14 protein-coding genes and 1 tRNA gene are annotated in these 14,608 nt (G+C 55.7%); 13 read left to right on the top strand and 2 right to left on the bottom strand.

Going from position 1 to position 14,608, the window contains the following annotated elements; translation table 11 throughout:
• Positions 1-141 precede the first annotated feature (141 nt).
• The 10 genes from GT753_RS17245 (at position 142) to fis (ending at position 10,411) form a co-directional block, all read left to right on the top strand.
• Positions 142-1,209: a cupin domain-containing protein gene (locus tag GT753_RS17245; RefSeq protein WP_004936880.1), complete on the top strand. Its 1,068-nt coding sequence runs from the start codon at positions 142-144 to the stop codon at positions 1,207-1,209.
• A 25-nt stretch (positions 1,210-1,234) separates the two neighbouring features.
• The gene (locus tag GT753_RS17250; protein ID WP_015379200.1) at positions 1,235-2,188 is read left to right on the top strand and encodes a hypothetical protein; all 954 of its coding nucleotides are present in this window, start codon (positions 1,235-1,237) and stop codon (positions 2,186-2,188) included.
• Entirely contained in the window at positions 2,188-4,419 is a 2,232-nt protein-coding gene (locus GT753_RS17255) for a hypothetical protein (protein WP_160125792.1), read from the top strand. Before GT753_RS17250 ends, GT753_RS17255 begins: the two co-directional genes overlap by 1 nt.
• Positions 4,420-4,466: 47 nt before the next feature.
• Positions 4,467-5,672 carry an MFS transporter gene (locus tag GT753_RS17260; protein WP_004936868.1) on the top strand — a complete coding sequence of 402 codons (1,206 nt, stop codon included), beginning with the start codon at positions 4,467-4,469 and terminating at the stop codon, positions 5,670-5,672.
• Positions 5,673-5,868: 196 nt separating this feature from the next.
• Positions 5,869-5,945 (top strand) — tRNA-OTHER (locus GT753_RS17265).
• Positions 5,946-6,164: 219 nt separating this feature from the next.
• The gene (locus tag GT753_RS17270) at positions 6,165-6,407 is read left to right on the top strand and encodes a YhdT family protein (protein ID WP_004936865.1); all 243 of its coding nucleotides are present in this window, start codon (positions 6,165-6,167) and stop codon (positions 6,405-6,407) included.
• The gene (panF, locus tag GT753_RS17275; protein WP_004936863.1) at positions 6,397-7,842 is read left to right on the top strand and encodes a sodium/pantothenate symporter; all 1,446 of its coding nucleotides are present in this window, start codon (positions 6,397-6,399) and stop codon (positions 7,840-7,842) included. Before GT753_RS17270 ends, panF begins: the two co-directional genes overlap by 11 nt.
• Positions 7,843-7,853: 11 nt before the next feature.
• Positions 7,854-8,735: a 50S ribosomal protein L11 methyltransferase gene (gene prmA, locus GT753_RS17280; RefSeq protein WP_033636181.1), complete on the top strand. Its 882-nt coding sequence runs from the start codon at positions 7,854-7,856 to the stop codon at positions 8,733-8,735.
• Positions 8,736-9,128: 393 nt separating this feature from the next.
• Complete coding sequence (gene dusB, locus GT753_RS17285) at positions 9,129-10,133, top strand: tRNA dihydrouridine synthase DusB (RefSeq protein ID WP_004936856.1); 1,005 nt, start codon at positions 9,129-9,131, stop codon at positions 10,131-10,133.
• Complete coding sequence (gene fis / locus GT753_RS17290) at positions 10,115-10,411, top strand: DNA-binding transcriptional regulator Fis (RefSeq protein WP_000462905.1); 297 nt, start codon at positions 10,115-10,117, stop codon at positions 10,409-10,411. The genes dusB and fis overlap by 19 nt, the downstream gene beginning before the upstream one ends.
• Positions 10,412-10,485: 74 nt before the next feature.
• Here the strand turns inward: fis and GT753_RS17295 are convergent, their stop codons facing one another.
• Positions 10,486-10,716, bottom strand: coding sequence for a hypothetical protein (locus GT753_RS17295; protein WP_126180945.1), 231 nt, complete (start codon positions 10,714-10,716; stop codon positions 10,486-10,488).
• A 145-nt stretch (positions 10,717-10,861) separates the two neighbouring features.
• On the bottom strand, positions 10,862-11,203 hold the full coding sequence (locus GT753_RS17300; protein WP_004936850.1) for a hypothetical protein: 342 nt from the start codon (positions 11,201-11,203) through the stop codon (positions 10,862-10,864).
• A 248-nt stretch (positions 11,204-11,451) separates the two neighbouring features.
• Between GT753_RS17300 and lpxO the strand changes: the two genes are divergently transcribed.
• The 3 genes from lpxO (at position 11,452) to GT753_RS17315 (ending at position 14,388) form a co-directional block, all read left to right on the top strand.
• A complete protein-coding gene (lpxO, locus tag GT753_RS17305; protein ID WP_004936848.1) occupies positions 11,452-12,357 on the top strand; it encodes a lipid A hydroxylase LpxO in 906 nt (301 codons plus the stop codon).
• A gap of 299 nt (positions 12,358-12,656) precedes the next feature.
• Positions 12,657-13,577: a kdo(2)-lipid IV(A) palmitoleoyltransferase gene (lpxP, locus tag GT753_RS17310; RefSeq protein ID WP_004936843.1), complete on the top strand. Its 921-nt coding sequence runs from the start codon at positions 12,657-12,659 to the stop codon at positions 13,575-13,577.
• Positions 13,578-13,695: 118 nt separating this feature from the next.
• Positions 13,696-14,388 (top strand): CTP synthase, encoded by a 693-nt coding sequence (locus tag GT753_RS17315; RefSeq protein ID WP_031300256.1) that lies wholly within the window; start codon positions 13,696-13,698, stop codon positions 14,386-14,388.
• Positions 14,389-14,608 lie beyond the last annotated feature (220 nt).

The following is a 14,608-nucleotide window of genomic DNA, read 5'->3' on the forward strand; positions in this document are numbered from 1 at the left end:
TTAACGTATTAATTACAAAGCTTGACCCCGATCACATCCGCTCGGTGATAGCCCGTGCTATTGTCGCCGTCGATCGAATGCAGCGCGCTCTTTTTCTCTTTTTATTTATCCTTTTTATTGACTTAGATGAGTAATGTCTTAATGAGCCATGTAACTGAATACGACCGTAAGCCCGTGTTTTCCCTGTACCACCGTGCTGACATGGAAACCATAAAAAGCATTAAGGAAAACGGGATTGAGAAGCTTTTGGGCGAAGTGAAGAATTTCCGCGCCAATGAGGAAATGAACCGCTTTATTCCCGAACAGGCACGCCTGGCAGTAAGCTGGGTGCGTCTGGCAAAAAACGAAAAGCTGGATGTGCATGTTCATCCAATATCTTCGCTGTATATCATTTGTGAAGGGGAAGCGATCCTGCTGGGAGACGGCGTTGACCGCCGGGCCGTTCCAGGCGATGTCATCTGCATTCCGCCAGGCGCGGATCACGGCTTCATCGGCGCGGGCGACAACGGCTACTGGGGGCTGTCAATCCAGTTTGAGGAGCGCGGGCTCTATGAAGATCCCAGCAAGCCGCTGGTGACTTTCGATCAAGATCCCTACGCTTACTACCATCAGCTTAAAGCGCATAACGCCCGCTACATCGAGCGCTACCAGGACAACCCGATCTTTACCGCATTCGCCAAGGATAAAACGTTCTCCGAGGCGAAAAAATCCTTGTTCCTGGACTACCTGCAGATCCTGTCCGATCAGTTCCAAAAAATGGTGCTGCTGCGTAGCGCACTGTGTGAAGACGTTCGCTTCTCGCGTTTCTTCAGTGAACATCTGAAAGAAGAATTCGGCCATGACGAGGTGCTGCGCAACAGCCGCGACAACCTCCAGGTTCGCGAAGACGCGATCTTTGAAGCACTGTGCATCTGGTTCAACCACCAGATGATCACGCTGGATAATCTGGAACAGGCTATCCTGGTGCACTTTGTCATCGAAGGTTCGGCTTTCGTGTTCTATAACAACATCAAACACGTGTTCGATCCGAGCAAACAGAACCATTTCGAGGATCACTCCGAATTCGATGGCGATCATCAGGAAGTGGATAAAGCGTTCTTCAAGGGGATGACCGAAGAACAATTCCAGCGTGTCAAAGCCGTACTCGATAAAGGGTGGAGTATGGTTGAGAAGCAGTATGCAAGACTGGCCGAACTGATCGAAGCATAAGCCGGGCAGGTCATCAGGAGCGGTCATGAAAATTGTTTTATTGGGATTCGGCGGCATTGGGCAAGAGACGCTAAACGCGCTGTTAAGTACGACCGAGCGACGTGGCAGCGTCAATGAAGTCGTGATCATCTGCCGAAATACCGAAAAGTATTCAGCCGTTTGCGAAGATATTCTTGATGGCCTGCTGGCGGAAGCGCTCTTCTCACGCCATAACCGAACGTCTTTACCCAAGATTGTTGTGACGGATGACTACCGCCACATCGACGGGGCTGACGTGATCCTCTGTTGCTATGGCGTGCCTTCAACCTTTCCGATGCATGACCGCCAGGCGTTGCTGGACGATCACGTACGGCTCAGCGAGGCCATTTTTAGCCGAGCCAAACCCTTCATTGCTCCCGGCTGTCACATCATCAATGCGGTCAATCCGGTGGATAGCATCAGCTATTACATCGATAAAATCCTGCTCGACTCTCGCTGCCGGGTGATAGGCATCGGCGCCGCGCACAACACCGCCAGGCTGCTGAAAAGCATCTGCCGCATTTCCGGGATCGACATGCAGCGCATCGACGCGCGTAGCCTGACAGTCTGCGGCGAGCACGGCGCCGGGCTGGTGCCCTTGCTCAGCCAGGTAACAACCGACGAGGGACCGCTGAACCAGCTACTTTCGGCGCAGGCGCTGGCGCAAATCGTCACCGATACCCGCAATCAAGGGTTGGACATATTTCACAAAATGCGGCGCCCTCCTAAATATGGCCCGGCCGCCTCCATTCTTATCTTGCTTGAGCGCATCATCCAACGGGACGAAACCCCCTGCTGCGGTTCGGTCTGGCTGCCGGAACTGGGCGTGTTCATGTCCTGGCCGCTGGCTCTGCGCGACGGCGTCTTTACGCCGCTGTCGCTGATGCCCAATCAGGATGAGCAACAACAAATCCACCAGGCGGCGCTCAAGTTAAAAAACATCATCCAAGGTTTTAGCTGATGACGACCGATCAAACCAGACAGATTTTCCGCGATCTCTACATGCCGTTACGCCCTGAGTATCGTTTTCTTTCGCCACTGTACGGGGTGCTGTGGTGCAACAACGAACTCGCGGAAAAGTATTACCGTTTTCTTGGCGCCGAACACCCGATCGGCCAGGTGGCGCGCGCGTTGTTCTACCGTACTGACCTGGTCGAGTTTGACGTAAGCAAAGAGGTGAAGAATCCGTTCACCTGGTTTTCCCCCTCTACCCTTGCACGGCTGGTGGCTTTCATGAGCAGCCCGCGTTTCACCGACAATGATATCGCCTCGTTATATCAGCATGTACGAGATGAAACGGACTTTCACGCTGCCATTGAGCAGCAACATCGGCTTTCTGTGCAAATACGCCGGCTTTGCGACAGCGTACTGCAACAGTTCGAGGACACAAAAGCGCAGATCGCAGCCGCAGAACGCGAAGCGCTCTCCCTCGGCGCCCATTTGAAAGCGCAAGAAAAAGCGCTGAATCAGATCCTGCAACAGGCGGAAAACGCCGTTAAAGCGCAGCAGGCGCCGATCCAACAATGTCGAGCCGCGATCGCCGCGCTCAAAGCCGGCAAAAAAACGCTGGGCAAGAGCGCTGCTGAGAATAAAGAGGCGCAGCTGCTGGCGCTCAATGCCGAAATCACCGAGCTGGAAGCACGCCTGAATGCGGCGCAGCAAGAAGCCGTGCATCAAGCCGGCCTGTTCCCCGCCTGGCAAAACGCGCAGGCCGCCGTCGAACATGCCCGCCAGCAAAAAGATGAAGCCACCTTGCGCGCCAGCATGCTGGCGGAAAATTTTACCGAAAGCACCGTCGCACGGCTGCAAACCGAGGGATTCAGCGCTGACTTCATTGCATTGCATCTGCCTTTCAACAAGTATCACCGCTATCTGCCGCGACGTGTGCAGGATTACGTCGGTATCCACTGTGCCGATCGCGACAGCTTGCTGGCCGAGTTGCACAATTTATGTCGTTTACTGATCGCGGCCAGCCGCACCGCCGAGCACGACAGAGAGGTGTTTCATTTGCTCAACGCGGCGCTGTGGCTGAAATGCAAGGGTAACTTCGGCAAATTGACCGCCTACATGCAGCAACTGCGGGAACTGAGCGGGGAGCTGTTCGGCGAAACGGCGACGGGCGAGACGCACTTCCCCGATCGCTGCCATGACTATTACGATCGCGAAGTGTACGGCCGCTATTTTCCGCCGCTGTGCATCACCAAAACCTGCCGCCCCGCGCCGGATTCTGACGTCTCGTTCTCAGATTGCGGGGAGAGTTCGCTGCGCAACTTCATCAATGTCCTGGTGAAAAACCAAGCAAGCGCGCAGCTTGACGCCGGAATACTCAAACGCAGCGGTCTGGCTGTCGATCCGCGCGTCATCGCGTTCTATGAAAAAAACCCTCGTTTGGAAACGATCAGAAGCCAGGAAGTACATAACCAGTGGGCTGAAATTGCCTCATCACTCAATGCGCGCGACAACCGAATCAAATACCTGACGCCAGGTAAAGACGCCTATTGCGAGTTGGCCGCCGGCGGCAACAACATGCAGCATATGCTGCAAGCGCTATTGGGCGAAGCTGATATCACCACCATTTGCCGCCGAATCGCCTCCTCTTCCGGCATCGATATTCGTTGCGATCTCAGCGACTTCCACCCGGAACGGCACGATCTGGAAGACTTCACCAACGTTGTTCGCCTTGAATTCGACGGCAAATATGTCTTTCACTGGTATTTCCTCAAACAGCATTTCCGCTGTGCTTCGGCAGATCTGTTCAACGAAGAGGAAAATTATGTACGCCAGGCACTCGCCATGCTGAATGACGAGATGAAACAGGGCCGTCTGAATCGCGACCAGTTCCGCGCACTGCTCAGTTTCCATCTGAAAGAGAAGCCCGTGGCGCAAGTCAAAATGATATTCGACAGCCTTGGCGCTACCCTCGTCGGAGATGAAATGACGTTCTTGATGTTGGGTAAATTGAACTCCGTCGATTCCATGTTCGAATACTGCATGAACGTTCTGGCGATTCCAACGCTGGCGCATAGCGCGCCAGTCTCGGCGACTGTCGCCGCGATTATTCAAGGCATCAGCCCGCATCCGGTTATCTTCGATCAGCGGAAAAATCTCATCGCGAGGATTAGAGAAGCCGGAGTGACGCCGTTACTCACTCTGGCTAACCGATGGGAAAAGGAAAGTTTGGAAAAGGTGTAATACACTCGGTTCAACAGACGACGAGCAACATTTAAGGAGAAACCGCCTTGAGGTCAACATTCATCCCTTATTTCCCAAAAGAAATATGGGTTATCTTTATCGGGACGTTTTTGACGCGCGCCTGCTTTTTCATGATTTGGCCATTCATTACCATTCTCATGAGAAATAACTACGCGATGACTCCGGTGGAAATCGGCGTCATGATGAGCGTATCACTTATCGTGTCTATTTCTTTCGGCTATCTCTTCGGTGGCGCATCAGACAAATATGGCCGTCGCACGTTGATTATTCTTGGTGCAATTGCCGCTATCATTTCATTTAGCGTACTTGCGTTGGCCAACTCACCGGCGTGGTATTTTGTCGGTATTTTACTCAATGGCATTTCGCGCTCATTGATCGAACCCGCCAGCAAAGCGGTGATCGGCGATATTCTCCATGACAGGCAAGAGCGAGAACGCGCGTTGAACATCCGCTACTTCCTGATGAACGTGGGCGCAGCCGTAGGCCCATTAGTGGGTGTCGCTCTCGGGCTGACGGCGCAGAAGGCCACCTTCTTCGTTACCGCATTGTCGTTCCTTTGCTATTTGCTGCTGGTGCTCGCGGTATTCAAAGCGGGGCACGGTAAAGAAACGCGCAACGCCACCTTCTCATTCATTGGCTCTTTGCGGATTATCTGGAACGATCAGGCGTTCAAGGTGTTGGTAGTCGCCAACATTTTGGTGATGCTGGTCTACGGGCAGATCGACGTGACGCTGCCGCAATACCTCATGATCAGCCAGGTGTACAACCCCGAATACCTGCTCAGCGTGCTGATATTCATCAATGCAGCCACGGTGATAACGCTGCAGTATTTCACCGAGCGCTTTACCCGTCGCATGTCATTGGCACTGAAAACCAGCCTGGGCGTGTTCTTTCTCGCGCTTTCACAAATTGTCTTCCTGCTGGTTTCCAGTGAAAGCTGGCTGCTGTGGTTGGTCGCCATGTTCCTGCTCAGCCTCGGCGAAGTCATCCTGTTCCCTACGCTCAATATACAAATTGATCGTATGGCGCCGGCTAACCTAAAAGGGGCTTACTTCGGTGCCGCCACGTTTTACGAATTTGGCCTGGCGCTCGCTCCTTTTGTCGGCGGTTTGCTGTTAAAACAAGGTGGCGGTGGCGCCCTGTATGCCGTGATGTTCTTTTTATGCATCGGCGTCATCGTTCTTTATACTATTTCGGAAAGAATATCTGAGAAAAGAACGATAACCGCGTGACATTGTTAACCCGCTAATTAACGCCGCCCTTGTTTAAACGTATTAACGGGGCGACTTTATCGTGATATTAATCACAGTAAATAAATAGCGAAGGATATGCGGGTCATTATTTAATCGAACGATTTATTTAATGCCAAAAAATAAAAGAAATCTATTTACATAAATGATTAGGAGATGTTATAAATTTGTTTATTGCAGGCGTGTAGCTCAGTGGTAGAGCGCTGTGTCATACTTCACAGAGGTCACCTGGTTCGATTCCGGTTGCGCCAACCAATATAAAGCCCATTCCTTTTCCCATTCTCTTTAATTATTTTCTCATCGAAATAAACCGGTAAAAATTTATATATTTACCCCCTCTTTTCTTTCCATCGCTCCGTTGCGTTCACCGGAAAGGTGAATAATTTATTAGCCAAACGCCGCACATTCCGTACAATCCTGTTCCTTCATCTGTTCTTGTCACAAGCCATCATCGTAAACCTATGGGGGACACTGATGGACAAACGCTTTATTCAGGCGCACCGCGAAGCGCGCTGGGCGCTGGGGCTGACGCTGCTCTACCTGCTGGCCTGGGGGCTGGCGGCCTACCTGCCGGACAGCGCCATCGGCGTCACCGGCCTGCCGCACTGGTTCGAAATGGCCTGCCTGCTGGTGCCGCTGCTGTTCATCGGCCTGTGCTGGCTGATGGTGCGCACGGTGTTCCGCGACATTTCGCTGGAGGACCGCGATGCAAACTGAAGTGATCCTGCCGCTGGTCGCCTACCTGTTGCTGGTGTTCGGCCTGTCGGTGTACGCCTATCGGCGCCGCCAGAACGGAAACTTCCTCAGCGAATATTTCCTCGGCAACCGCTCGATGGGCGGCTTTGTGCTGGCGATGACCCTGACCGCCACCTACATCAGCGCCAGTTCGTTTATCGGCGGGCCGGGCGCCGCCTACAAATACGGCCTGGGCTGGGTGCTGCTGGCGATGATCCAACTGCCGGCGGTGTGGCTGTCGCTCGGCGTGCTGGGCAAGAAATTCGCCATCCTGGCGCGGCGCTACAACGCCATTACTCTCAATGACATGCTGTATGGCCGCTACCAAAGCCGCCTGCTGGTGTGGCTGGCCAGCCTCAGCCTGCTGGTGGCGTTCCTCGGCGCCATGACGGTGCAGTTCATCGGCGGCGCACGCCTGCTGGAGACCGCCGCCGGCATTCCTTACGACACCGGCCTGTTGATCTTCGGCATCAGCATCGCGCTGTACACCGCCTTCGGCGGCTTCCGCGCCAGCGTGCTGAACGACGCCATGCAGGGGCTGGTGATGCTGCTCGGCACCGTGCTGCTGCTGGTGGCAGTGATCCATGCCGCCGGCGGACTGGACAGCGCAGTGAGCAAACTGCAGCAGATCGATCCGGCGCTGGTGTCGCCGCAGGGCGGCGATCAGATCCTCAGCCTGCCGTTTATGGCGTCATTCTGGATCCTGGTGTGCTTCGGGGTGATCGGCCTGCCGCACACCGCCGTGCGCTGCATCTCCTACAAGGACAGCAAGGCGGTGCATCGCGGTATTCTGCTCGGCACCGTGGTGGTGGCGGTGCTGATGTTCGGCATGCACCTGGCCGGCGCGCTCGGCCGCGCGGTGTTGCCGGATCTCAAGATCCCCGACCAGGTGATCCCGACGCTGATGATCACCGTGCTGCCGCCGTACGCCGCCGGGATCTTTTTGGCGGCGCCGATGGCGGCGATCATGTCGACCATCAACGCCCAGTTGCTGCAATCCTCCGCCACCATCATCAAGGATCTCTACCTTGGCGTGCGTCCGCAGCAGATCCACAACGAGCGGCTGATCAAGCGCTTCTCCAGCCTGACCACGCTGATCCTCGGCCTGCTGGTGCTGCTGGCGGCCTGGCGCCCACCGGAGATGATTATCTGGCTCAACCTGCTGGCTTTCGGTGGGCTGGAGGCGGTCTTCCTGTGGCCGCTGGTGCTGGGCCTGTATTGGGAACGCGCCAATGCTCAGGGAGCGCTTAGCTCAATGGTGTCGGGTGCGGTATGCTATACGCTATTGGCCAGCTTCAACCTGCAACCGGCGGGGCTGCATCCTATCGTGCCTTCGCTGTTGCTCAGCCTGTTGGCGTTTTATCTCGGTAACGTCGTCGGCGAAAAGCGCCGGGCGGCGTCATCATTACCCTCTTGAAGAGAATTGCTATGCCTTGGATCCAACTCAAACTGAACACCACCGGCAGCCAGGCGGAAGACCTGAGCGACGCGCTGGTGGAAAGCGGCGCCGTGTCGGTGACCTTCCAGGACACCCACGATAACCCGGTGTTCGAGCCGCTGCCGGGTGAAACCCTGCTGTGGGGCGATACCGATGTGATCGGCCTGTACGACGCCGAAACCGATATGGCCGAGGTGGTGGCGATGCTGGAACAGCACCCGCTGCTGGGCGCCGGTTTCCGCCACAAGATAGAACAGCTGGAAGACAAGGACTGGGAGCGCGAGTGGATGGACAACTTCCACCCGATGCGCTTCGGCGAGCGCTTGTGGATCTGCCCGAGCTGGCGTGACGTGCCGGATCCCGACGCGGTCAACGTGATGCTCGATCCGGGCCTGGCGTTCGGCACCGGTACCCACCCGACCACCGCGCTGTGCCTGCAGTGGCTGGACGGCCTCGATCTGGCCGGCAAAACCGTCATCGACTTCGGTTGCGGCTCCGGCATCCTGGCGATCGCCGCGCTGAAGCTGGGTGCGGCGCGCGCTATCGGCATCGACATCGATCCCCAGGCTATTCAGGCCAGCCGCGACAACGCGCAGCGTAACGGCGTTTCAGAGCGTCTGGAGCTGTATCTGCCGAAAGACCAGCCTGCCGACCTGCTGGCGGACGTGGTGGTCGCCAACATCCTCGCCGGCCCGCTGCGCGAACTGGCGCCGCTGATCGGTTGCCTGCCGAAGGCCGGCGGTCATTTGGGGCTGTCCGGCGTGCTGGCCAGCCAGGCGAGCAGCGTTGCACAAGCCTACGAAGAAAAGTTCACGCTCGATCCGGTCGCCGAGCGTGAAGAGTGGTGCCGCATCACCGGCCGCCGTAAGTAAGCGTCACGGTATATTGCTCCCTCATCCACCGGCCCCGCGCCGGTGGATTTTTTTTGTCCGGCGATCGCCCCACGGGCAAGACAAAATTTTATGCAATTTTTTGCCTTTCAACGATGGATCGCCCTGACAATGCGCCTTCCAGGCAGGTTATCCCGGCAAAAATAGCGGGCGAATGCAGATAATATCCTGCGTAAAGGTGAATATTTTACCGCACACAAAATAAGCACTTTTCGTCAACTCTTTGTAAAATATATACAATATTTTCATGAATCACTGCGCAGCGCATTTTTTGCCCTAATAGCGAGCCGATTGGTTAAAGTTTGGCCTTTCATCTCGGCGCAAAAATGCGTAATATACGCGCCCTTGCGGACACAGTATGGTCACTCTTTGTCTATGCGCATTGGACACCACCAGCTTACTAATTGCCTGATTGCGGCCCCGATGGCCGGTATTACAGATCGCCCGTTCAGAACCCTCTGTCATGCAATGGGTGCTGGGATGGCTGTATCCGAAATGCTCTCCTCCAACCCGGAGGTGTGGCGGACGGATAAGTCGCGTCTGCGTATGGTGCATAGCGATGAACCAGGGATCCGCTCCGTGCAGATTGCCGGATGCGATCCTGATGATATGGCCGCCGCCGCGCGTATCAACGTGGCCAGCGGCGCGCAGATCATCGACATCAATATGGGATGCCCGGCCAAAAAAGTGAACCGGAAGCTTGCCGGGTCCGCCTTGTTGCAGTACCCGGATCTGGTAAAACGGATCCTCCACGCGGTGGTTGACGCGGTGGATGTGCCGGTAACGCTGAAGATTCGCACCGGCTGGGCGCCAGAGCACCGTAACTGTGTAGAGATTGCCCAACTGGCCGAAGACTGTGGTATTCAGGCCCTGACGATTCACGGCCGAACCCGCGCCTGTCTGTTTAACGGCGACGCGGAATACGACAGCATTCGGGCAGTTAAGCAGAGTGTTTCCATTCCGATTATCGCGAATGGGGATATTACTGACCCGCATAAAGCCAGAGCAGTGCTCGACTACACCGGGGCTGATGCCCTGATGATAGGCCGCGCTGCTCAGGGGAGACCCTGGATCTTCCGGGAAATCCAGCATTATCTGGACACTGGGGAGTTGCTGCCGCCGCTGCCGCTTGGCGAGGTGAAGCGCTTGTTGATTGGGCACATTCGGGAATTGCACGGCTTCTATGGCCAAGGCAAGGGATTCCGGATTGCTCGTAAGCACGTGTCCTGGTATCTCCAGGAACACGCTCCGAATGACCAGTTTCGGCGCACATTCAACGCCATAGAGGATGCCAGCGAACAGCTGGAGGCGTTGGAGGCATATTTCGAAAATCTTAGCGTAAAAAAAGAGCTGACAGAACTATGTTCGAACAACGCGTAAATTCTGACGTACTGACCGTTTCTACCGTTAACTCACAAGATCAGGTGACTCAAAAGCCTCTGCGTGACTCGGTTAAACAAGCACTGAAGAACTATTTTGCTCAACTGAACGGTCAAGACGTAAATGACCTGTATGAGCTGGTACTGGCTGAAGTTGAACAGCCACTGTTGGACATGGTGATGCAATACACCCGTGGCAACCAGACCCGCGCAGCCCTGATGATGGGCATCAACCGCGGCACGCTGCGCAAGAAGCTGAAAAAATACGGCATGAACTGATACTAGTCAGTTAACGTGTTGAAAAGGCGCTTTATCTCATTTGATAAGCGCCTTTTTCTTTTTCTGACTTGTGCCTACATTGGCAAGGATTTGCGCGGAATGCGCTTATCGATATATCCGGCAAAGAAATAGCAAATACCCGCCACGCCCGCGATCATCACGTAGCGCTTCCACCCGTCCAAATCCACGCCCAGGCTATCCAGCCCGCTCAACACCACAAACACCAGCAGGCCCAAGATAACCGATGCTCTGCCTGTCCAGGCTGGTGGGGGTGTCAATAACCGCCTTATCCAGTGGGATTTCATAGCGCTTCCTTCTTGCTTACGATTGAGTCGCCAATCGATGAAGAATACTCTCACGTTTTAATCGGGGCGACAAAGCGGGGCATCGGCTCTGGATTGCAGGCAATAAAAAAGGCCGCAGCGCGGCCCTTGGGGTAAAGCGGAGACCTTACTCGGTCACTTTGTTCTTGAGGCTTTCCGCCCCTTGCTTGGTCTTGTCCCAAGCCTTCTCCGATCCCTGTTTGGTGGAGTGCCAGGCCTTTTGCGAACCTTCGCTCACTTTGCTGCCGACGCTGTCGCTCTTGCCTTCGGCGGCATGCTTGGCTTTCAGCTTCAGCTCTTCACCCTTGTCCTGAGACTGGTGCAGCTTTTCTTTGGCGGTATCCGCCCCTTTGTGCGCCTCGGCGACAACTTCGTTGCTGGCGTGAGCGGCGGTGTCGGTCGCGGTTTCAGCAGCGAACACCGGGGAAGCGAGCAGCAGTGCAGACAAGGCAATGATTGATTTTTTCATAAGTCCCTCTTTTCTCAGATACGTGCCATTCGTCATGAAACAAGATGGCATGAAACACCCCTTGAACGATTTAAGAATAGGACTAAAACCAAAAAAATCGATATAAAATTTCATTACAAATCATTTTATTGATTTTTTATGCCAACAAGCAGCACACGCAGGGAAAGCGCACGAAAAAGTTAAATTTTTCCTGTCATAAAACTATAATTTGTACGAATTTTTAACAAGCTCCAACAGGGATGGATTCTATGGTTGCCGCGATCATTATCGGCATTTTTATCATCAGCTTCCTCTACGCACACTCCCGCGGCAAAGAGAAACAAAAGCTTACCCGTCAGCTGTTCGATCACTCCACGTTTATGGGGCCGATCAACATGTTTATGACCGGTTTCTCGCGTTTGCCCGCCAAACAGCCCTATTTCGACGAAAAAGGCTTCCCGGAGCTGCAAACGCTGACCGACAACTGGCAGGTGATCCGCGAGGAAGCCGTGCGTTTGCAGGATCACATCAAAAAGGCGCAGTCGCACAACGACGCCGGCTTCAACACCTTCTTCAAACGCGGCTGGAAACGTTTCTATCTGAAATGGTACAGCGACAGCCACCCTTCGGCGCAAACGCTGTGCCCGAAAACCGTCGAGCTGCTCAACCGCATCCCATCGGTCAAGGCGGCGATGTTCGCCGAGCTGCCGCCCGGCAGCCATTTGGGTAAACACCGCGATCCTTACGCCGGCTCGGTGCGCTACCACCTGGGGCTGATGACGCCTAACGACGATCGCTGCTTCATCGAAGTGGACGGCGAGCAGCACAGCTGGCGCGACGGCCAAGCGGTGATCTTCGACGAAACCTACGTGCACTGGGCGCAAAACGCCACCGACCAGACGCGCATCATTCTGTTTTGCGACGTCGAGCGGCCAATGAAATGGCGCTGGGCGCAGGCGGTCAACCACTGGGTCGGCGCTACGCTGATGTCGGCGGCCAGTTCGCCGAACGACGATCAGGACCGCACCGGCGGCATCAACCGCATCTTCAAATACGTCAACGCGGTGCGCGACGCCGGCCAGCGCCTGAAGGCGCGTAATCGCCGCGGTTACTACCTGCTGAAATGGCTGGTGATCGCCGCCATTTTCGCCGCCATCATCCTCCCCAGCCTGTAAACCGTCGCCAATCGTCAATCCAGAGGCAATGCGAATGAGAATATTCGCATGCCTCTCCTCCTCTGAACCCCGTACCCTGTGTTAACATACGCATTCCTAGAGCCGCCTCCGCTGGCCAACAGCTATCCCTCCGAAGCCTGATAGCAGCGCAAACCGCCCTTCGAATGTAAATGTTTAGTCAATTATGGAATTCTGACTAAACCCTGGCCGTCCCCGGGTGTCTGAGTCGTTGTATCGCTATCGAGTGGATCCTTTATGCGCTACAGGTTGCTACCCCCCTAACGCATAAACGAGCTGCTATGAAACGCCAAAAGAGATTTCAACTTTCCTTGCTGCACCCGCGCTACTGGCTGACCTGGTTCGGTCTGGCCCTGTTGTTCCTGCTGGTGCAACTCCCCTACCCGCTGCTTAACCGCCTTGGCGTATGGATGGGGCGCACCTCGATGCGCTTTCTTAAGCGTCGCGTCGCCATCACCCGTCGCAACCTCGAACTGTGCTTCCCCGAGATGGACGAAGCGCAGCGCGAACGTAAAGTAGTGGGCAACTTTGAGTCCCTCGGCATGGGCCTGCTGGAAACCGGCATGGCCTGGTTCTGGTCGGATAAACGCGTTAAGCGCTGGTTTAACGTCTCCGGCATCAACCACCTCAAAATGGCGCAGCGTGACGACCGCGGCGTGCTGGTGATCGGCGTGCACTTTATGTCGCTTGAGCTGGGCGGCCGGGCAATGGGCCTGTGCCAGCCGATGATGGCGATGTACCGCCCGCACAACAACAAGGCGATGGAGTGGGCGCAAACCAAGGGCCGCATGCGCTCCAACAAGGCGATGATCGATCGCAAGGATCTGCGCGGCATGGTGCACGCACTCAAGCGCGGTGAGGCGGTCTGGTTCGCGCCGGATCAAGATTACGGCCCGCGCGGCAGCGTATTCGCGCCGCTGTTCGCCGTCGATCAGGCCGCCACCACCAGCGGCACCTTCATGCTGGCGCGCATGGCCAACCCGGCGCTGGTGCCAGTGGTGCTGATCCGCCGTGAAGGCGGCCGCGGCTACGACCTGCTGATCCAGCCGGCCCTGGAAGACTACCCGCTCAGCGACGAACAGGCGGCGGCGGCTTATATGAACAAAGTGATCGAAAAAGAGATCATGCGGGCGCCGGAGCAATATCTGTGGCTGCATCGCCGCTTCAAAACCCGGCCGGTCGGCGCGCCGTCGCTGTACTGAGCCCCATTTTCCAGCCCGGCCGACGCCGGGCTTTTTTGTGCGCCGCGTTTAAAAAATCTGCGGCTCAACATTTCGCTTTCCTGTAATCTCCCTCTTTACCCGCACAGGAAAGGAAATGATGAAAGCTCAAGTCCGCATTGCTCTGGTCGGTGATTACAACCCGCAAGCCGTGGCCCATCAGGCCATCCCCGTGGCGCTCCAGCTCACCGCCGCCCATCTCGACATCGACGTGCAGCCCCAGTGGCTACCGACCGAAACCCTGACCTCCCCCGATGTCCTGCAAGATTTCGATGCCATCTGGGTGGTGCCAGGCAGCCCATATTGTCACGACGACGGCGCCTTTATGGCGATCAGGCATGCGCGGGAAAACGACGTGCCGTTCCTCGGTTCCTGCGGCGGCTTTCAGTACGCCATCATCGAGTACGCCCGCAACGTGATGGGCTGGCACGATGCCGGCCATGCGGAAACCGACAGCGGTGGCCGGTTGGTGATCGCCCCACTGAGCTGCTCGCTGGTGGAAAAAACCGGCGACATCGTTTTTCAGCCTGACACCCGTGTCGCGCAGGCCTACGGCAGCCTGAACACCCATGAAGGCTACCACTGCAACTTTGGCGTGGCTCCGGACTTCGTCGCCGACCTTGAGCGCTTCCCGCTGATTATCAGCGGCCACGATGCCGAAGGCGACGTGCGCGCCATCGAACTGCCGGAGCGGCGTTTTTACGTCGCCACGCTGTTCCAATCAGAACGCGCTGCACTGCGCGGCGAGCTTTCGCCGCTGGTGGTGGAACTCGTCAAAGCCGCCGTCTGCTAACCTGCTACCTCCCCGTAGGATCGAGCCACAGCGAGACAGGGTTCTCGTTGCGTCTTTCATTTCGGGTATCACTCGACATCAACGTTTCACATTTATTATCTCATTAAAGTTAATCCATTAATTGCCCAATAACGGATCATTCATCGCAGTTTAATTGAAACGTCATACTCCTATGAAAGTTAACAGCAGAATTACGAATAAAGAAATGCATGAAATCACA

The sequence above is a fragment of the Serratia sp. Z4 genome (assembly GCF_009900725.1).
GTDB classification, from domain to species: Bacteria; Pseudomonadota; Gammaproteobacteria; order Enterobacterales; family Enterobacteriaceae; genus Serratia; species Serratia nematodiphila.